The organism is Microvirga sp. M2 (assembly GCF_047497095.1).
Classification (GTDB): Bacteria; Pseudomonadota; Alphaproteobacteria; order Rhizobiales; family Beijerinckiaceae; genus Microvirga.
The window spans coordinates 461,446-479,249 of record NZ_CP134063.1; the positions used below are offsets into that span (position 1 = coordinate 461,446).

At 59.5% G+C, this 17,804-nt stretch carries 17 protein-coding genes and 2 pseudogenes; 11 read left to right on the forward strand and 8 right to left on the reverse strand.

Going from position 1 to position 17,804, the window contains the following annotated elements; all coding sequences use genetic code 11:
• Window positions 1-2 precede the first annotated feature (2 nt).
• Window positions 3-1,040, forward strand: a complete 1,038-nt coding sequence (locus tag RE429_RS02215) for an IS110 family transposase (RefSeq protein ID WP_414472769.1) — start codon at window positions 3-5, stop codon at window positions 1,038-1,040.
• A gap of 265 nt (window positions 1,041-1,305) precedes the next feature.
• Here the strand turns inward: RE429_RS02215 and RE429_RS02220 are convergent.
• A pseudogene (locus tag RE429_RS02220) lies at window positions 1,306-1,629 on the reverse strand (integrase core domain-containing protein); the annotation flags it as partial.
• Between the two features lie 196 nt (window positions 1,630-1,825).
• Here RE429_RS02220 and tnpA point away from each other — a divergent pair.
• The 3 genes from tnpA to tnpC all read left to right on the forward strand — a co-directional run bounded on the left by tnpA (window position 1,826) and on the right by tnpC (window position 4,166).
• Window positions 1,826-2,221, forward strand: a complete 396-nt coding sequence (tnpA, locus tag RE429_RS02225) for an IS66-like element accessory protein TnpA (RefSeq protein WP_414471471.1) — start codon at window positions 1,826-1,828, stop codon at window positions 2,219-2,221.
• The gene (gene tnpB, locus RE429_RS02230) at window positions 2,218-2,574 is read left to right on the forward strand and encodes an IS66 family insertion sequence element accessory protein TnpB (protein ID WP_414471472.1); all 357 of its coding nucleotides are present in this window, start codon (window positions 2,218-2,220) and stop codon (window positions 2,572-2,574) included. The genes tnpA and tnpB overlap by 4 nt, the downstream gene beginning before the upstream one ends.
• A 71-nt stretch (window positions 2,575-2,645) precedes the next feature.
• Window positions 2,646-4,166 carry an IS66 family transposase gene (gene tnpC / locus RE429_RS02235; protein ID WP_414474126.1) on the forward strand — a complete coding sequence of 507 codons (1,521 nt, stop codon included), beginning with the start codon at window positions 2,646-2,648 and terminating at the stop codon, window positions 4,164-4,166.
• 11 nt (window positions 4,167-4,177) lie between these two features.
• On the opposite strand, the pseudogene RE429_RS02240 reads toward tnpC, so the two are convergent.
• Window positions 4,178-4,753, reverse strand: a pseudogene (locus RE429_RS02240) (IS481 family transposase); the annotation flags it as partial.
• A 1,014-nt stretch (window positions 4,754-5,767) separates the two neighbouring features.
• Between RE429_RS02240 and istA the strand changes: the two are divergent.
• Together istA and istB are read left to right on the forward strand one after the other, a co-directional pair.
• Window positions 5,768-7,057, forward strand: coding sequence for an IS21 family transposase (gene istA, locus RE429_RS02245; protein WP_414471375.1), 1,290 nt, complete (start codon window positions 5,768-5,770; stop codon window positions 7,055-7,057).
• Window positions 7,057-7,857 carry an IS21-like element helper ATPase IstB gene (gene istB / locus RE429_RS02250; RefSeq protein WP_414471376.1) on the forward strand — a complete coding sequence of 267 codons (801 nt, stop codon included), beginning with the start codon at window positions 7,057-7,059 and terminating at the stop codon, window positions 7,855-7,857. Before istA ends, istB begins: the two co-directional genes overlap by 1 nt.
• Before the next feature lie 7 nt (window positions 7,858-7,864).
• On the opposite strand, the gene RE429_RS02255 is transcribed toward istB, so the two are convergent.
• Complete coding sequence (locus tag RE429_RS02255; RefSeq protein WP_414472770.1) at window positions 7,865-9,007, reverse strand: hypothetical protein; 1,143 nt, start codon at window positions 9,005-9,007, stop codon at window positions 7,865-7,867.
• Window positions 9,008-9,367: 360 nt separating this feature from the next.
• Between RE429_RS02255 and RE429_RS02260 the strand changes: the two genes are divergently transcribed.
• Window positions 9,368-10,425, forward strand: a protein-coding gene (locus RE429_RS02260) for an IS630 family transposase (RefSeq protein WP_414472771.1) whose coding sequence is annotated in 2 segments (ribosomal slippage) — window positions 9,368-9,860 and window positions 9,860-10,425 — 1,059 coding nt in all. Because the reading frame shifts where the segments join, the coding sequence is not laid out codon by codon here.
• On the opposite strand, the gene RE429_RS02265 is transcribed toward RE429_RS02260, so the two are convergent.
• Window positions 10,374-10,592, reverse strand: coding sequence for a DUF6538 domain-containing protein (locus RE429_RS02265; RefSeq protein WP_414472772.1), 219 nt, complete (start codon window positions 10,590-10,592; stop codon window positions 10,374-10,376). The genes RE429_RS02260 and RE429_RS02265 overlap by 52 nt on opposite strands.
• 1,221 nt (window positions 10,593-11,813) lie before the next feature.
• Here RE429_RS02265 and RE429_RS02270 point away from each other — a divergent pair.
• Window positions 11,814-12,074, forward strand: coding sequence for a hypothetical protein (locus RE429_RS02270; RefSeq protein WP_414472773.1), 261 nt, complete (start codon window positions 11,814-11,816; stop codon window positions 12,072-12,074).
• A 67-nt stretch (window positions 12,075-12,141) separates the two neighbouring features.
• Window positions 12,142-12,354 (forward strand): hypothetical protein, encoded by a 213-nt coding sequence (locus RE429_RS02275; protein WP_414472774.1) that lies wholly within the window; start codon window positions 12,142-12,144, stop codon window positions 12,352-12,354.
• Window positions 12,355-12,393: 39 nt separating this feature from the next.
• Here RE429_RS02275 and RE429_RS02280 read toward each other — a convergent pair whose 3' ends face one another.
• Together RE429_RS02280 and RE429_RS02285 are read right to left on the reverse strand one after the other, a co-directional pair.
• On the reverse strand, window positions 12,394-12,990 hold the full coding sequence (locus RE429_RS02280) for a recombinase family protein (protein ID WP_414472775.1): 597 nt from the start codon (window positions 12,988-12,990) through the stop codon (window positions 12,394-12,396).
• A gap of 416 nt (window positions 12,991-13,406) precedes the next feature.
• Window positions 13,407-13,607: a hypothetical protein gene (locus tag RE429_RS02285; RefSeq protein WP_414472776.1), complete on the reverse strand. Its 201-nt coding sequence runs from the start codon at window positions 13,605-13,607 to the stop codon at window positions 13,407-13,409.
• A 914-nt stretch (window positions 13,608-14,521) separates the two neighbouring features.
• Here RE429_RS02285 and RE429_RS02290 point away from each other — a divergent pair.
• Both RE429_RS02290 and RE429_RS02295 read left to right on the forward strand, forming a co-directional pair.
• Window positions 14,522-14,869 carry a hypothetical protein gene (locus RE429_RS02290; protein ID WP_414472777.1) on the forward strand — a complete coding sequence of 116 codons (348 nt, stop codon included), beginning with the start codon at window positions 14,522-14,524 and terminating at the stop codon, window positions 14,867-14,869.
• A gap of 106 nt (window positions 14,870-14,975) precedes the next feature.
• Window positions 14,976-16,094: a DNA N-6-adenine-methyltransferase gene (locus tag RE429_RS02295; protein ID WP_414472778.1), complete on the forward strand. Its 1,119-nt coding sequence runs from the start codon at window positions 14,976-14,978 to the stop codon at window positions 16,092-16,094.
• A 236-nt stretch (window positions 16,095-16,330) separates the two neighbouring features.
• Here the strand turns inward: RE429_RS02295 and RE429_RS02300 are convergent, their stop codons facing one another.
• Together RE429_RS02300 and RE429_RS02305 are read right to left on the reverse strand one after the other, a co-directional pair.
• Complete coding sequence (locus RE429_RS02300; RefSeq protein ID WP_414472779.1) at window positions 16,331-16,834, reverse strand: hypothetical protein; 504 nt, start codon at window positions 16,832-16,834, stop codon at window positions 16,331-16,333.
• Between the two features lie 369 nt (window positions 16,835-17,203).
• Window positions 17,204-17,788, reverse strand: coding sequence for a hypothetical protein (locus RE429_RS02305; RefSeq protein WP_414472780.1), 585 nt, complete (start codon window positions 17,786-17,788; stop codon window positions 17,204-17,206).
• Window positions 17,789-17,804 lie beyond the last annotated feature (16 nt).

Consider the following 17,804-nt stretch of genomic DNA (forward strand, 5'->3'; position numbering starts at 1 on the left):
GCATGAAGCACTACGCCGGACTGGACGTCTCCCTCAAGGAGACCTCAATCTGTATCGTGGACGAGATGGGTTCGATCTGCCGTGAGCTGAAGGTCCCCAGTCATCCGGAAGATCTCGCCCAGGCTCTTCAGGATCCCACTTGGCGGCTGGCTCGGATCGGGCTTGAGGCCGGGCCCCTGTCGCAGTGGCTGTTCAGCGGATTGGCCCATGCCGGCTTGCCGGTGGTCTGCATCGAGACCCGGCATACCAAGGCGTTCCTCAAGGCGCAGGTGAACAAGACCGATCGCAATGATGCTCGCGGCATCGCCCAGATGATGCGTGTCAACCTGTTCCGACCGGTGCATGTCAAGACCGTGACAAGCCAGCAGCGTCGGGCCCTGCTGACCGCCCGCAAGCTGCTACAGGAGAAGGCCATCGCGGTTGAGAACGACATCCGCGGTCTGCTGCGCAACTTTGGTCTCAAGGTCGGTGTGATTGGGCCGGTCGGATTTGACACGCGGATCCGGGAACTCGTGGACGGCAGGCCGGAACTGGCCGACATCGTGGCATCCCTGCTCGCCGCCAGGCAGAAGCTGCGGGAGGAGGTGGCCCGCCTCCATCGGAAGGTCCTAGCGATCGTCAAGGATGATAGCACCTGCCGGCGCCTGATGACGGTTCCGGGTGTCGGGCCTGTGGTTGCCCTGGCCTTCGCCAGCACCATCGATGTGCCGGCCCGCTTCCGGCACTCGAAGGCTGTTGGAGCCGCCTTGGGGTTAACGCCAGTCCTCAAGGAATCCGGAGAAAGCAAACGCATCGGATGCGTCTCCCTCTGCGGAGACGGGATGATGCGAACGCTGCTCTATGAGGCAGCGCAGGTCATGCTCACCCGCGTCAAGAAGTGGTCCTGGCTGAAAGCCTGGGCGATGAACATCGCCAAGCGAGGCAGCCTGCGTAAGGCCATCGTCGCGTTGGCCCGGCGCCTGGCTGTGATCATGCATCGGATGTGGAGCGATGGGACAGATTTCCGCTGGACCAGAGATGATGCCACGGCCTGTGTCTGATCCAGCGGCGAGGTCTCAACGATAGAGAACGCATTACAGGTTCCACCCTCCGGTGGACAGGTGTCCTTCGCGGGACGAAGGATGAAGCAAGGGCGTGCCGGGACTTGGTCGGGCGCGGCAACGTGTTCAGACCGCTGTTTAGATTGCCCGCTTCATTCTCCTGATCCCATACTGGGACGGCTTAAGAGCCGATCCCGAAGAGAAGCAAGGCCTCGCGAAGAACATTCAACACTGGGGTGTCGGACAGCTCGGAAGGCGCTTGACTTCAACCCGCCGAATAGAGAAGTCCCGGCATTTGATGGACCGGATCAAGTTTGAAGCGTTTGGGCTCGTTGAGCCAGGTTTTGCAGATGAACTCGTAGGGTGTGAGCCCTTTCAGGGCCTTGAGCCTTCGGGCGAAGTTGTAGGCGCTCACAAAGTCAGCCAGATGCTGCCGGAGTTGGTCATGGCTGTCGTAGTAGTAGCGTTTGACTGTCGCGTCCTTGAGGGTGCGGTTCATCCGCTCAACCTGACCATTGGTCCAGGGATGTCTCGGCTTGGTTAGGCGATGGTCCACATCGTTCTGGGCACAGGCATACTCAAAGGCATGCGCCCAGATGATCTCGCCGCGTTTCATCGCTTTCTTGATCAGCGGGACTGCCGAAGCTGTGTTGCTGGGCGTGGTGAAGTGAATGCCATGGTCGGTCAGGACCGTGTGCACCGTAAGCGGTGTTCTCGCCGCACCTTACATTCGCATGTGTGAGCAGCGAGACTGACGATCTTGGATTGAGGATCGTTTTGTGCCGATGGTTGACCATATGCTTGAGCCGCCGCGGCCGGTGCGGCGCCTGGAAGTGATCACCGGAGCCAGTGGACGCCGGCGCTGGTCAGCCGATGAGAAGGCGCGGATCCTGGAGGAAGCCATGGCGCCGGGCGCGGTGGTGTCCGAGGTGGCCCGCCGAAACGGGATAGCGCCGCAGCACCTGTTCACCTGGCGCCGTCAGGCCAAGTGCGCGGCGGACGATCATCCTCTCGCCTTTACCCCGGTTATTGTCGCCCCTGACGGGCCGCAGCCCACCCCGGCAGCCTGCCGGGAGGCGGTGATCGAGATTGTTGTGGCGGGCACTGTCATTCGCATCCCTCCGGGGGCCGATGGCGCAACGCTGGCTATGGTCCTGCAAGCGCTCAAGAGCCTGCGATGATCGGGCCGAGCGGGACTGTCCGCGTCCTGGTGGCCACCAAGCCCGTCGACTTCCGCAAAGGGGCGGATGGCCTCGCTGCGCTCGTGCGCGACACCATGGGGGCCGATCCGTTCTCCGGGACGGTTTATGTCTTCCGCGCCAAACGCACGGATCGCGTCAAACTGGTGTTCTGGGATGGCACCGGCGTGGTTCTCGTCGCGAAGCGATTGGAGGATGGTGAGTTCCGCTGGCCCAAGCTGCAGGATGGTGCCCTTCACCTGTCAGCCGCCGAGCTCTCCGCTCTGCTCGAGGGTCTGGACTGGCGCCGCGTGCATGCGCCACGACCGACCTCTGTGCCTGTGGAGCCCAGCTGACCCGATCCCATCCATAAGAGCCATCGCGGCTCCCGTCGAAGCATGATTCACTTCGTCCTGTGACCAGCGCGATGCAAACTCTCCCGGATGATCCTGAACTGCTCAAAGCCATGCTCCTGGCCGAGCGGGCCCGCGCTGAACGTCTGGAGCAGATTATCAAGGCGATGCAGCGTCATCGCTTCGGCCGCAGGGCCGAGAGCCTGCCTGAGGATCAACTGCTGCTCGGGCTGGAAGAGGCCGAACAGACTGAGGCCGCCGAAGGCGCCCAACACGAGCAAGCGGATCTGGCCGAGCGTCAAAGCCGAGCGGCCCAGCGGCGTCGGAACCGCGGATCCTTGCCGGCCCATCTGCCGCGCATTGAGACGATCATCGACATCGAGGATCCAACCTGTCCCTGCTGCCGCAATGCCCTGCACCGCATCGGCGAGGATGTCTCCGAGCGCCTCGACATCGTGCCGGCGCAACTGCGCGTGCTGGTGATGCGACGGCCCAAATACGCCTGCCGCCACTGCGAGGATGGGGTGGTGCAAGCCCCGGCTCCGGCCCGCGTGATCGAAGGCGGCCTGCCCACCGACGCGCTGGTCGCGCAGGTGCTGGTGTCGAAATACGCCGACCATCTCCCGCTCTACCGGCAGTCTCAGATCTACGCGCGTCAGGGCATCACTTTGGATCGTTCGACCCTGGCTGATTGGGTCGGGCGCGCCGCCTGGCACCTGCGGCCGGTACATGAGCGCCTGCTGGCGCAGCTGAAGACCTCACCCCGGCTGTTTGCCGATGAGACCACCGCACCGGTGCTCGATCCCGGCCGCGGCCAGACCAAGACCGGGCAGCTGTTTGCCTATGCGCGGGACGATCGGCCGTGGGGCGGCACGGATCCGCCTGGGGTGGCCTACGTCTATGCGCCGGATCGCAAGGCGGCCCGGCCGATCGAGCATCTGTGCGGTTTTGCCGGCGTGCTGCAGGTGGACGGCTACAGCGGCTATCGGGCTCTAGCTGGAGGCAATCAGGTCACCCTCGCGTTCTGCTGGGCGCACGTGCGACGGCGCTTTTACGAACTGGCCGTGGCCGGAGCGGCGCCGATTGCCAGCGAAGCGCTCACCCGGATTGCGGAGCTCTACCGGATCGAGAGCGAGATCCGTAGCATGAGTGCGGCGGAGCGCTGCCGGATTCGTCAGGCCAAGAGCGGTCCGGTACTGGACGCTCTCGAGCCGTGGTTGCGCGGCAAACTCGGTCTGATCAGCCAGAAGAGCAAGCTGGCCGAGGCGATCCGCTACGCGCTTGTGCGCTGGGACGGGCTGACCCGCTTTGTCGACGACGGGCGGATTGAGATCGACTCCAACGTGGTCGAGCGGGCAATCCGGCCTTTGGCCTTGACGCGCAAGAATGCACTGTTTGCCGGCTCGGATCGCGGGGGCGAACACTGGGCGATCATCGCCTCATTGGTCGAGACCTGCAAACTGTGCGGGGTGGATCCGCAGGCTTATCTCGCCGACGTGTTGAGCCGCATCGCCACCGGCCATCTCAACACCCGCATTGATGATCTACTGCCGTGGGCCTATGCCACCGCGCCGGACCTCAAGGCCGTGGCCTGAGAACACCGCTAACTGTGCACCTTGTACGGCACCGCCTTGATCAGCGCACGCAGGAAGTCGCCGGCGATCGCGGTCGTCACCTTCTCGTGCAGTTCCACGAAGGCAAACTTGCTGGTGCGGTCAATCGCAACCAGCAGATAGAGCCGTCCCTCCTCAGTGCGCACTTCGGCAATGTCGATATGGAAGTAGCCGATGGGGTAGGCCTTGAACGTCTTCCTGGCGGGCTTGTCGCCGGTCACCTCGGGCAGGCGACTGATGCCATGCCGCTGCAGGCAACGATGGAGCGATGACCGCGTCAGGTGCGGGATTGTGGCTTGCAGGGCGTAGAGACAGTCATCCAGCGGCAGGAGGGTATGCCGGCGGAAGGCGACGACGATCGCCTCTTCCTGGACCGAGAGCACCGTGGAATGCGGTGCTCTCGGCCCCGTCGGGCGATCTGCGGTGGTGTCCCGCTTCCTCCATTTGGCGACGGTCTTGGGGTTGAGGCCATGGCGTTCGGCCAGGGCCCTCAAGCTCGCTTGACTATTTTGTATTGCTCGACGGATCGCCTCAGTCGTTGTGGCGCTCCCATGGAGAACTTGGCCCATAGCGCATCCCTCCATTCCAAGGATAATATCGCACCATCAAACCCTGGGATCAAACACCTAATCCCGCTATGAACCCTAACGCAGCCCATCAATGGGAGAACATGTATCTAGAGGCAGGGGGGGCTGAGAGAGGAACGCGCTATGATTTTCTAATCAGCAGACTGCGTATCCAGATCCGCAAATTGGATGATTGGCTTGAACAGCATTATGGGATTGAGGCCGCCGAAATCGAGGCTGAGCGAGATAGGAAAGTTGCTTTAAGGGACCGCTTCGAACGTGAATTTGATCGAGCGATGGCCGAAAAGCCAGTATGGGAGAAAGCTGTACGTCGGTTCGATGTAAAACAAAGTGAACGTTCTACATTGGAGGGCCGCACACATACAAGGCGTGGATCAGACGAGGACGGTACGGGATGGTGATCGCAATAAAACCACCTATGTCACTCACCGCTTCCTATTACGCTTAGCTTGCTGGTCATAGAGGCGCGTGATTTCTGCCTCACCGGCTTGGTAAGCTTTTCGCTCTGCGCCTGTTATGGTGCCGGTTCTAACAGGGAGCATACCATCCAACTTGTATACTTCCCATTGCCATACAGCTGCGTGCCCGACACCTCCGCGAGGGCGAACTTTCACAGTATAAAAGATCTCGTCATCACTCATACTTGTCACCATGGCACATGCGGACATTGTCGGCTACAATTTGGTTAGGAGAGCTAATGGCAAACTCCATCCTCAACCACTTGTCTCTCTTGCTCATGTAGGAACGCCAGATCAAGGCCTTCGAACTTCATTTTGGCTATCTCTCTTGCTAGAGTACTTGCTCTAAACCCGTCTCCATAATTGTCCTCCGTGCGGCCGCTTGACCAACCGCCTAGCGCCTGGACCCTTTCTGAAGAGATGTTGGCCTCCCTTAGCGCATCGCGATATGTATGGCGGAACGAATTGTCGTCCGAATTGAGAAACTGACCCCCTGACGAAAGGAAGACCTGACCCCTCCTTGGCAAAGGAGGAATAGATGTCGATTGGGGTTTCAGTGGATCCTGCATTGTCGCGCACGATGCGGGGAGACGAGATGCTTCAGGCTGAGGAGGTGGCTGCGATGCTGCGGCTGCATGGGCTTGGCTGGGGTGCCAAGCGGCTGGCGAAAGAATTTGGGTGCGCGCGCAATACGGTGCGGCGCTATCTGCGCCAGGGCGGGGCTGTTGTTTTCCGCAAGCCCGTGCGCCGGACTGTTTTCGACGGGCTGGATGAGTGGCTGCGGGAGCGCTTCTTCCGGCATAGCGGCAACGCCGACGTGGTGCGCCAGGAACTGGCGAGCGAGCACGGCATCGTCATCGGGCTTCGCTCGGTGGAACTGCGGGTGCAGCGCTGGCGCCGGGAGTTGAAGGCGCAGATGCGGGCTACCGTGCGGTTTGAGACGGCCCCGGGCCAGCAGATGCAGATCGACTTCGGCGACACGCGGGTGTGGATCGGCGGTGAGCGGGTGCGGGTGCACCTGTTCGTGGCAACGCTTGGCTACTCGCGCCGGCTGCATATTCGACCCTCCCTGCGCGAGCGCCAGGCGGACTGGTTCGAGGGCATGGAAGGCGCCTTTTTGCGCTTCGGCGGGGTTCCAGCGGAAGTGCTGTTCGACAATCCCAAGGCGCTCGTCGAGCATCACGATGCGGCCACCCGGGAGGTGCGGTTCAACGGGCGGCTGCATGCCTTTGCCCGCTACTGGGGATTTGCACCCCGCGCGTGTGCGCCCTACCGGGCGCGCACGAAGGGAAAGGACGAGCGCGGGGTCGGCTACGTCAAGAAGAATGCCATTGCCGGCCGCCGGTTCGAGAGCTGGGCCGCCCTCGAGGCGCATCTGGATCGATGGACGCGTGAGGTCGCTGATCAGCGGGTGCATGGCACCACCGGCGTGGCTCCGGCAGAGCGCTTTGCGGACGAGGCCGGGGCACTTCGTCCCCTCGGCGGGCGGGCGCCGTTCGGGCAGCTGCGGGATCTGGTGCGCAAGGTTCAGGCTGACTGCGCGATCGACCTGGACACGAACAGCTACTCGGTGCCCTGGCGGCTGATCGGGGAGAGCGTCCAGGTCGTGGTGCTGGGCGGACGCGTGATCGTGCGTCATGCGGGCGAGGTCGTCGCCGATCATGCCCTGTGCCGGGGCCGCCGCCAACGGATTGTCGAGCGTGCGCATCTGGCCGGCGTGGTCGGCGCCGCGGGGCCGGTGCGGTCGGCGCCGACGGACATCGTTGTGCCGCCCGCCCTGCTGCGGCCGCTGGCCGAGTATGAGGCGCTGGTGGGAGGAGGCTGGTGATGACGGCCATCGATCACGAGGCGCTGGTGGCGATGCTCGATCGGCTCAAGCTGACGGCGATCCGCGACCAGCTCGACACGCTGCTGGACGAGGCGGCTCGGTCGGACATGACCTTGCGCGAGGCCCTGGCGTTCCTGGTCCGGTGCGAGATCGCACGGCGCGACGAGCGGCGGATCGCCATGGCGAGCAAGATCGCCCAGTTCCCGTTCGTGCGCGAGCTCGACGGCTTTGACTTCGACGCGCAGCCGTCGCTGGATCCGCGACAGGTCCGGGAGTTGGCCACCTGCCGCTGGATTGCGCATGGGGATGCGGTCTTGCTTTTAGGGCCGCCGGGCACCGGCAAAACTCATCTGGCGGTCGCTCTCGGACGCGAGGCGATCCGGCAGACCTATAGCGTGCAGTTCGTCACGGCCGCGACGCTGGTGGCAATGCTGGCCAAGGCCCATGACGATGGCTTGCTCGACAAGCAGCTGACGATCTTGGCGCGGCCGAAACTGCTGATCATCGACGAACTTGGCTATCTGCCGTTTGAGGCCAATGCGGCGCATCTGTTCTTCCAGCTGGTGTCGCGCCGCTACGAGCGGGGCTCGATCCTGATCACCTCCAATCGCTCCGTGGGCGAATGGGGATCAGTTTTTGGGGACGCCGTCGTGGCGACAGCGATATTGGATCGCCTGCTTCATCATTCGACGGTGATCACCATCCGCGGCGATAGCTACCGGCTTCGTGAAAAGCGCCGATCCGGCCTTCTGCAGAAGGCCGGAGTAGCCCTCGAAACTGAGGGAGACACAAAGCGATGAGAGGGGGTCAAACCTTCAATTCGCCCAAGGGGTCAATTCTTCGGTTCGGTTGACACGAATGAAAGGTTTTTCCATTCTCAGTAATTCCGAGCTTCTTTCTGAAGTTTGCAAACCACTTTGAAAAGTTGTCGGAAAAATAGCCTGTGCTTGCCATTGCGAGCTCTGGGAAGAGCCTTGAGCGGAGCGGGTACTTAGCTCTATTAGCGGCTACGAACGACAGGAACCCTATTCGTATCAGCTCGGGATGAATGGGTACGAAGCGCACTCCAGACGCAGTCTTGACGCGCTTCGTATCATCTTCACCTTCGCCATCAACGCTCCTGATTAAGATAACATCGGTTCCATCCAGCACCGCGATGTCATCCTCTGTCAGTTGGCATATCTCGTTCAGGCGCATCCCGGAGAACAAAGCTACCAAGGGTACCCAGAAGCGACTTCGACGGGGCCTATTAGGGCCAACCCTGGCATACCCTGCTTCATCATCCATGCAGCCCGTATAGAGCGGGGCTGAGAAAATGATCTTCAAGTCCTCTGGTTTAAAGGAGTTGCGCCGATCCTTCGCTCTAATACCGTCAGATGGTAGCTTAAGGCCGTTCGCTGGCGTGCGTTCAATTAAATGTTCGTCTGCTGCATACTTCATGATGCCCGAGAAGGCGTCTAGGTAGGTATTTGCGGTGACTGGAGACATGGGCTTGCCGACCTTTGCAGGATCAAGCTCCAGCACCCTAGAAGCACTCATTCCTTTAAATCTCTTTTCCCAATTGGGCGGCAGGCGATGAATGATTTTCAGCAAACGGTCCACTCGCTCCCGATTGATATCAACCAAAAGCGTCTTCGCGCCGATGATGTCCTTAAATACCTTGTCCTGGCTGTCATGCTTCGCCTTGGTCTTAGGTGAGCGAGCAGGCCTCCTGGGGTCGCTACGGTAACGCTCCAGCAACTCAGAAAAGGTCATCGTTGCACCGGGGTGCATTTTAGTCGCTGCCGTTAGAGCACTAAAATGTGGATCGAGTGCGAATGAGGCATTCGCCAGACGATTGAGAAGTCGCTTTTCGTGTTCGATAGCGGCTCGATGAATTACCCGGCTCAAGCGCTCAACTGCGCCTGCTTCGGAAGATAGTTTGATGCCCTGTTCCTCTAAGAAGCGCACTGTCCGCCCATAGATGGAAGCCGTAGCGCTCGAAGATGGGTCCTGATTGGATAGATACCCAAAATCCTCAAATCGCGTTTCGACGTCATCCTCAGATAGAGATAGCGTCTCTGTCTTTGCCTCCTGCTCGACGAACCATTTAGTAGCTAGTGCCCAAATCTGCGCGTCAGTAAGTGTTATAAGATTTCTGTGTCCATCAATGTGGACCGCACGGGCAGCTAGTGTTTGTTCTGCTCTGTCGATTTCGGCATGAACCTTGATCTGCTCAATCGAGCTAATACCACGTCCTGGTGAGAGCGACTCGTCGCAGCGTCAAAGCGCCTGAGATGTGATTCAACATGGCAAGCGAGGAGGTTTGCCATGTCCATTCCCGTCGCCCTCCGGCCCGATTACGATGCCGTTCGTCTGCGCCAACTTGCCCGCCGGAGCAAGGATGCCCCGCAGACCCGCCGCTTGCTGGCCCTGGCGGTGATCTACGAGGGCGGCTTGCGCACCCAAGCGGCCGAGATCGGCGGGGTCAGCCTGCAGACGGTGCGTGACTGGGTCCTGCGCTTCAATGCCCATGGGCCCGATGGGCTTCTGGACGGGAAGGCGCCGGGACAGCCTTCGATCCTGAGCGACGCGCATCGGCAGCGCCTGAGCGAGATGATCGAGAGCGGCCCGATCCCAGCCGTCCACGGGGTAGTGCGCTGGCGCCTGGCCGACCTGATGCAGTGGCTCTGGGAGGAGTACCGGATCCGGATCTCGAAGCAGACGCTCAGCCGTGAGCTGCGGTCTCTGAGCTTCCGTAAGCTGTCGGCTCGCCCGCGTCATCACGCCAGGAGCGACGCGGCCGTGGCTGCTTTTAAAAAGACTTCCCCACGCGTCTGGAGGAGATCGCGACCAACGAGGCCGGCGGCCGGCCCATAGAGATCTGGTTTGCCGATGAGGCCCGCATCGGCCAGAAGAACAAGATCACCCGGCGCTGGGCCAAGCGCGGCACCCGTCCCTCCGCCCCACGCGATCTGCGGACTGCGTCTGCTTACATCTTTGGGGCGATCTGCCCGGCCCAAGGCAAAGCCGCCGGCCTGGTCTTGCCCCGCTGCACGACCGAGGCGATGTCCCTGCATCTGGCCGAGATCTCGCAGGCGGTGGCGCCTGGCGCGCATGCTGTGCTGCTGCTCGACCAAGCTGGATGGCACGTCTCGAGGAAGCTGAAGGTGCCGCCCAACATCACTCTGGTGCCGCTGCCGGCAATGGCGCCTGAGCTGAACCCCGTGGAGAACATCTGGCAGTTCATAAGGGAGAACTGGATCTCCAACCGGATCTTCACGTCCTACACGGACATTCTCGACCACTGCTGTGCGGCTTGGAACAAGCTGATCGATCAGCCTTGGACCATCATGTCGATCGGCTTGCGCGAGTGGGCGCACCAATGATGATCAGCGGGAATTGGTATAAGTCGTTTCGCTTCGCGATAATCTGAGGTTTTCAAAGAATAGTGATACTCGGTCCTGCCTATAATCGCCCTGAGCTTCGCTGGAACTCTGTAACGAAAATAGTAGGTGCCGTCGCGCATTTGGATGTAGAGGGGGCGACGAGACATACATAAGCTCGGGCGTGAGTGTGTACCAGTAGATGGTACCAAACAGACCCAAGAAGCCTATGAAATCAAATGTTTTTTAGCGCGCTCAACAGCTTATCTGGAGCTTGGTGGAGCTGAGGGGATTCGTTGTTGTGCATATGGAGACTCAGGGAAGAAGTGCTTACGAAGGCTGGCCTGAGCCGACAGGCTGGGTCAATGGCATTGAACTTTGAGGCACGCCGTCCTATCCCGTGCTCTGCAATTCTCGCGTTCTGATGTTACAAACAATTCGACATCTGGGTCGCGATTTGGTTTAATCTAAATACAGTTGCAGAAGCGAGTGACTGCTCGCTCCAGCTTATAATTCGCTCAGGAGTGTACAGGGGCCACCTCCGCCCCGAGAACAGCAACCGGGACCTCTGACCGGCAAGACTGTAGGGAGAGCGACCCAACGAGACGGACATCCCGCCCCAGATGGTAGGGAGCAACGGCTGCTCGGCGGACAGGAGTTCCGCAAGAAGGCATTCAGAAAAAGAGGAGAAGTGTGTCTTGGTCGCTTTGACACCTCTCCGCGTACGCCGATCCTCCAACAGTCTGGCGTACGAGCTTTGATCTCAGATCAATAACCGTTTCGATCTCAACGTTCACCGGAGTTGCAAGGTCCGTCAGGTGCAAAAGGCTCACAGAGCACACCTAGTCGGGCAGCCCACAAACTCACCAGTAGGTGGAGCGGATCGGGGATGGGGCCGCCGATGCTGGTCACGGGAAACCGCCAGCCGCCGATTAAACCGGCACGTGGCTTGTTGGACGAATTGGAACTCAGGGTACGAGTCGTCGTGTTCATCTCCCCCTTGCCTTGCTCATCATTATCATCGGGCAAGGCAGGGGGGAGAAGTGCGTCAAATCTAGGGTACGAGATGAGAAGATAATTGCTTGAGAGAGATTGAGATCACCTCAGCAAATTACCGCTGGTGGCCTGAGTGAGAGCGATCACGCGTGATCGCGAGCAACGAAGGTTATCAGCGGCTCAGGGATGCGTAGCAGCCCTGCCCCCATGATCCCTTTGCTCATGCACCAATCCAAGAGCCATCTCGTGAAGACCGAAGTTCGTGATCAGCCAGAGTCCTCCGTGAGAATATCGACGGCAAAGAGCCCACTGCGGTAGGTTCTGATTATCGGCCTTGAGCGCCGTTTATAATTTTAAGGCATTTTATAATGGCATATAAACATCACCACACAGTCATGACGACGGGCTTTAGCCCGTACGACGTGGCCGAAGCCGCTCACGAACTTCTTCTCATCACATCAGGACTGCTTGGTCCCGAGGGTACGACTTGGACTCTCGATATCGAGAAGGACGCAATCAGCTTCCGCTTCCAGGAGCACGGCGATCTTCATCGCCTGCGTCAGCGCCTGGACGAGCTTCTGCCGTCCTCCGTCGATCCCGAACCATGCACCTATGGGGCGGTCATGGGTGCGGAGGTCAGCGGTTATGCGCACTGACCACTCCTTCACACATGTCGTCTCTGAGGAAGACATCTGGCTGAAAGCCAAGGAGCTAAAGGCTCGGATGGAGAGCACAGGTCTCGACATCGAGGGGCTGTACTTCGAGGACCTCGCGCATCAGGTCATGGTGCGCGATCTGCGGGAGCGGGCGTACGAGATGGAACTCGACGATCCCGAGATCGCCTGGGACTTCAACCACCTCACAGGCGAATTAGAGGTCGAGTGCTCCTTCGCAACTGTGACCGACATGGTGGCCTTCAGGCTCGCTATTGCCTGATACCGTGATGGCCTGGGGGATCGCCTCCAGGCCATTCCGTCAGGCGGCCTCGACGAGATCACTGGCTTGTGCCCGCCCGGCCCGCAGAGCCGCGTAGTAGGACGACCGGCTGATCCCGAGGACGCGGCAAGTCTCGGGTACCGTGCTGGCTGGATCATCGTGGGCCAGCATGACTTGTCGGATGAGGGCATCGGTCAGCTTCGGGGGGCGGCCAAAACGAACATTCCGTTGGCGAGCCAGCGCGACCCCAGCCTTGGTTCTCGACATGATCAGATCGCGTTCGAGGCACCCAATGCTCCCAAGGATCGTAACAAAAAACTTTCCAATTGGAGAGGACGTGTCGATGGTCTCACGCAGCGAGACCAGGACTGCGCCCTTGGCCTCGATCTCCTCGACGATCTCCAGCAGGTGCAGCGGGCTTCTCCCGAGTCTGTCGAGGGCAAACACCGTCAGCCGATCCATTGGGCGAAGGAGGTCGAGAACACGACGAAGCTCGGTGCGATCCTTCTTGACCCCGGATGCCTTCTCACGAAACACGTCGCGGTCGTCCACGCCTGCTTTGGCGAGCGCTTCAAGCTGGATCGCCCAGTCTTGATCCGATGTTGAAACGCGCGAGTAGCCGTAGTTCCGCCCCATCGTCAAAAATCTCCCGTCCGAAAACTGCCAAGTGCTGCGCAATTGTTGCACGGATTTTTTGGATTGGAAGGAAATGGCCGAACTTCGTCCAACAACGAGTCCAGAAACTCGTGCGCCAACTTAAGACATTTTAGATTGGCAGATGCAGGACGACAGATTGAGGTGACAGGTAAGGTCGCGAGATGGACCTTACCTGCACAGGTAACACCAGGATGGCTGTCCGGAGGTCACAACTCGATGTTTGTAAGCACACCCGTACGCGAACTTCGCGAGGTCCCGCAGGCACGGAAAAGCAAGGGTTTGCGAGGACGGGCTAGGCCGCGAAATCCGGAGGGGCTCTTGGTACGGAGTATAGGATTTATAAGGTTGATCAGTGTTCGATAGGTGGGGTACTCAGTCCCCACCTATCAACCGGCTTACAGCCCGAGATGGAACCGCATCCGTTCAATCCGTTTCAATTTTTCGCGAATGAGCTTTCGCGCATACGCGCGACCACGGCAATGCCAAAGAGTTGAGTTGTTATAGGCTGCACGCTCATCACGCTCGTGTGCATCCAGGGTTGCCCAGGCAGTTTGCCAAGACATAGCTTCAAGCTGTTTAAGAGTAGGAAGGCGCATCGCGCTTCTCCTTGTGAAAGACAAGTGAAGAGGACCTGAGGAGAGACTCAGGTTGCCGCTGATGCGATGCGTTGAAGGCGGCTAGTAGCGGAGCAGCTATGAGGCTACGAGCACCGTGACCTCGGAGGTCGGTGGAGCGCATATACGAACTCAACGAGATCGTCAACACAAGGCTCCGTGCTCCTTTGCTCGAAGAATCCCTCGTCGAGCTTTTTGATTGTGAAGCCTTCCTCTAAAAGGCATCCGCCTCCCACGGCGGACCATCAACTGGAAAGGTTGGGTTCGATATATCAAGATGATCTTCTTACCGAGCAGGTCCACTATTTGCACCTAGTACGATAAATCCTTGTATGAGGATCACGTGCTGCTCTCAGAACCGTTGTGGACAGATCACCTGCAAGCCCTGCGCTCGCCGGTATGCAGGTCGAATGGCGCGCCGCATGCTTACTAAGGCAACCGGCAGCCTGCACGTGATAGAGATCGACCTTGCAGCGTTCCGATATTCGGATTTCTGGCAATGGCGCGTCGCGGCTCGAAACCGAATAGATTATCGCCGCCGAGGAGATCGCTGGATGCGCGACTTCTCCATGACCGTCTGGTTGTCTTCAGATGGCCGCATACGGGGGATTGTCGTACTCGGATCGCTAACCGCGTCCGAGGTCATATCGACCTTCGATCCGCGTTGGAGGACGAGCCTCCGCCCTATTGAGCCGGACAACCTACGTAGTGAAATCCTCGCTGTCATAGACCCAGCGATGATTGCAGCCCCACCGTTATCCCGTGGGCGCTACCAGCACGTAAAGTTTTCGATATGGCCGCAGCAGCTTCGCGCCAAAGCTGCATCGCTTCCAGCTTCGCGTCCGCTAACCTCCTATGTCGAACCCATGCCGGTCTTGATCTAACGCAGCAAGTTCATGAAAAATAGCACCTCCAAACCCGCCTTCTATGATCGTACCCTTGACGAGATCACGGACCTTATCTGCCGCCGTCGCCTTCTTCGCTGCGAGCCCGTCATCATCTACGGCTTTCACTTCTCGACGATGAGTGACCTGATCGCCGCACGTCTGAGTGTCGAGGGTGGCATTGTATCGGATGGCATGGTGATCATGGTTCCACCCAGCCAACAGGCGGATGTTGAGAGCACCATCCGTCGCATAGGGATGGAAACGCGTGTCCAACAGTTCGAGGTGGTCGGCGTCAGGTTCTGGGATTCCAAAGAGCGTACTGTTTTCGATGAGGAGTTCGGCCCGCCACTCCAGTAGACTGTGTTTCCCTTTAACAGGTCGGCGGGACATCGTTACCGCCGCACACGCTAACCAGATTTTGTTTGAGCACCTGCTTGCCTGTAAACCCGATCCCGGCGATGCCATGTCCTACGCAGACACGATTCGCATAAAACTTTTGATCCAAAACGTTATGGACTTTGCTGCTGCCATTCGCGACGCTCGGACCTCGTCGGGGCTCACTCAATCCGAACTTGCACAAAAAGCAGGGGTAAGCCTTCACGCCGTTTGGGAGATCGAGAGCCGAGGCAACGGCTCCGTTGCCCTGCTCACATCGGTCTGCGCGGCACTCGATCTGCGTTTCGCTGGGTTGCCACGTGGGACGACCTTTGCCGAACAGGTAAGGATATTACGCACCCGGCGCGGCTGGAGCCAGGAGCGTCTTGCTGGACGGGCGGGCGTTTCGATCCCAGCCATCGTCCGATTGGAGAGAGGCAACGCCCGCATTGCGACCCTAAGCGCTGTCCTGTCGGTATTGGCTCCGAAGGCTCGGGCTCGGAAGCCGGAAATTGCGAATTGGGGCCAAGGCTCACGAGATGAGAGATTCACCTCAGCAGACTTTCTGGAGAAGGTCGTTTCCGTGATTGGGCCGATTAGCCTCGATCCTTGCGGTCACCGTCAGAGCAAAGTCGTGGCCGACCGATATCTCTTTGTCGAGGACGACGGATTAGGTCAGCCTTGGGTTGCGGACAGTGTCTATGTGAACCCACCCTACTCGGCGACAGGGGCTTTCGTTCGCAAGGCGCATCGGGAATGGGAGGAGGGAAGATGCAAGGTGGTGTTCGCGCTCTTGCCGGTCCAGACCCATCACTTGTGGTTCCATGAGGCTGTTGTCGGAAGTGCCGACGTATTCTTTCTAAAGGGAAAATTGACATTCGACCGGCTCGGCCAGCCCAATACTCGCGCACCGTTCGCCAACCTCATCGCGTTGTATGGTGGGGATGAGGCGATGATCGAGCGTCTGCTTGCAATTTTTGACTGCGTGCATCTGCCCCGGATGGCAACCCTCGGAGGAAAGCGAGAGATTGATGGCTCAACGACTGAAGGCTCGGAAGCCAAGCACAAAACCAAGTATGAACCAAAATATGCCGACCAGGACCCGAGCGGCGAGGCCAATCATCCACAGCGCAACCCAGAAACATTGCTGCACGATCCAGATAATTGTCAGCAAGATGACGATGCCTATTGGGGTTTGTGCGCGTAGCGTCTGCCAAGCGTCCGCGTAGGCCACAGTGGACGTGTCCCGCACACCTATTTGCGAGGCGGACGGAACGTCAGGTGGTTTTGGGCTTAGGTTGGGAGGTTCAGGAAACAGGTCGCGTACTCGCCGCAATGCCTCCGCAGCGGGGACTTCCTGTAGCCGCAGCTGATGGTACATGCTTTCCGGTGACGCGCCGTATAGCAGCACGTGCTTGGGACGCGGAGGCATCGAATGGATCGTCATCGCTCCTGAGTGCTCCTCGGAACATATTGGCTGTCGATGAGGTCGTACTCGGTTCCATCCCAGTCCATCCAGGTCGCGTGCTTCTCCTTGTCGTCGTATGGAGGCTCCCTGAGGAGCCACTTCATAACATCGTCCCCATCTAGCCCCTCGGGCATGGTGTAGACTCTTTGAGGGGCGTTGCTGTCGAGGCCAAGCGCCTCGATGAACTCTTGCGGAATAAGGCGGCGCTCACCCGTTTGCGCATCAGTAGAGTAGACCGGCGGCATAAAGGGCCGGGCGAGCCAGCGGGTATGCTCCTGATCGGCATCGTCGAGCTTGATCTGTTCAGGGGCACGGTTGAGCCGTGGAAAACGGGCGAGAAGAGCGTGGCGAGCCTGCCCATAGACCGCCTCATCGGGGATCGTTGCCACCCAGTCAGCCAAGACAAAGGAGGGGGTGTCGGGGAGCGCCTCAAAGCCAACTAAGAGCGCTTGGAGGATATCGCCATTAGTCCTGATCAAGGCATCCCTCCGGTGTCGGGTCCACATACTGCGAGTGTGGCTCGGCTGGCAGCGCCGCATCGAGCCGGGCACCGAAGAACGCCTCGAAACTGGCGAGGTCACAATTGGATCGAAAGCGCACGTACCCGTCCTGAGTGGGCTCGTAATCGGCGTACCACAGATCGCACGGATGCTGCCTGAGCCACCTGAGCGTCTCTCTGCGGATCGCTCGGCCAAAGAACCTGATTGCGTACGGAAGCTCCCGGTCCATCCACAAGAGCCCCTCCCAGTACGCGGGCGTCCCGCGTCGAATAGCAACCTGTCGCCCTCGAACGGAGACGCAGGCTGGTGGACTGGTAGAGAGTGATAGGCTGGTATGGATAATCACCATCAGCCGACCTGCTTCGAGATATAGAAGCACCGACCCTCGGAACCGTCTTTGCTCTCCCTGCCATCCAGGGACTGACCCCATTCCAGCAGAGGTCTCGCTCCGTCGTATGGGAGCAGGATATCGCCATCCATCAAACCAATGACCAAGCCGCGCACATGTGACTCGGCCATGCGGTCGATCCAAAATCTCTGTCCTGATGGGGTTAGGGACGGAGTGCTGACGATAGCATTGTATTGGTTGAGCAAGGTGTAGATAACGTTGGAGGTCCCTCCTTCCAGGCCAGAGGCACACCGACGCCACAGCGCCACCTGTGTTGCAGCGACCCCAAGCGGTTCGATCAGCTTGACTTCGTACCGCAGATAATAGGTCAGAGCAGCCTCATCCCTCTTGAACAGAAATATTTCACCGAGGTTGCCATACAAGATGTCGCCCAGGAGTGCGCTCCCGTCCTCCTGAAGCACCTTATAGGGAGCCGAGAGCAGTCGCTTTACGTAGTTCTGGCTTACCTCGGGGTGGGACAACCCGAAGTCATCAGGCATTGTATGGAGGACGGGTGTCACAAAGGACTTTCGGGACAATCCCATTTTGCCTCTTGAGTAA

Excerpts from the sequence above, each read along its gene's own strand:
- RE429_RS02275 (WP_414472774.1), top strand. The coding sequence starts at position 12,142 with ATGGAGAGCACAGGTCTCGACATCGAGGGGCTGTACTTCGAGGACCTC.
- istA (WP_414471375.1), top strand. The coding sequence starts at position 5,768 with ATGTCGATTGGGGTTTCAGTGGATCCTGCATTGTCGCGCACGATGCGG.
- tnpA (WP_414471471.1), top strand. The coding sequence starts at position 1,826 with ATGGTTGACCATATGCTTGAGCCGCCGCGGCCGGTGCGGCGCCTGGAA.
- RE429_RS02305 (WP_414472780.1), bottom strand. The coding sequence starts at position 17,788 with ATGGGATTGTCCCGAAAGTCCTTTGTGACACCCGTCCTCCATACAATG.
- RE429_RS02280 (WP_414472775.1), bottom strand. The coding sequence starts at position 12,990 with ATGGGGCGGAACTACGGCTACTCGCGCGTTTCAACATCGGATCAAGAC.
- RE429_RS02215 (WP_414472769.1), top strand. The coding sequence starts at position 3 with ATGAAGCACTACGCCGGACTGGACGTCTCCCTCAAGGAGACCTCAATC.
- RE429_RS02270 (WP_414472773.1), top strand. The coding sequence starts at position 11,814 with ATGACGACGGGCTTTAGCCCGTACGACGTGGCCGAAGCCGCTCACGAA.
- RE429_RS02290 (WP_414472777.1), top strand. The coding sequence starts at position 14,522 with ATGAAAAATAGCACCTCCAAACCCGCCTTCTATGATCGTACCCTTGAC.
- RE429_RS02265 (WP_414472772.1), bottom strand. The coding sequence starts at position 10,592 with ATGTCTCGTCGCCCCCTCTACATCCAAATGCGCGACGGCACCTACTAT.
- tnpB (WP_414471472.1), top strand. The coding sequence starts at position 2,218 with ATGATCGGGCCGAGCGGGACTGTCCGCGTCCTGGTGGCCACCAAGCCC.
- RE429_RS02285 (WP_414472776.1), bottom strand. The coding sequence starts at position 13,607 with ATGCGCCTTCCTACTCTTAAACAGCTTGAAGCTATGTCTTGGCAAACT.
- istB (WP_414471376.1), top strand. The coding sequence starts at position 7,057 with ATGACGGCCATCGATCACGAGGCGCTGGTGGCGATGCTCGATCGGCTC.
- RE429_RS02295 (WP_414472778.1), top strand. The coding sequence starts at position 14,976 with ATGTCCTACGCAGACACGATTCGCATAAAACTTTTGATCCAAAACGTT.
- tnpC (WP_414474126.1), top strand. The coding sequence starts at position 2,646 with ATGCAAACTCTCCCGGATGATCCTGAACTGCTCAAAGCCATGCTCCTG.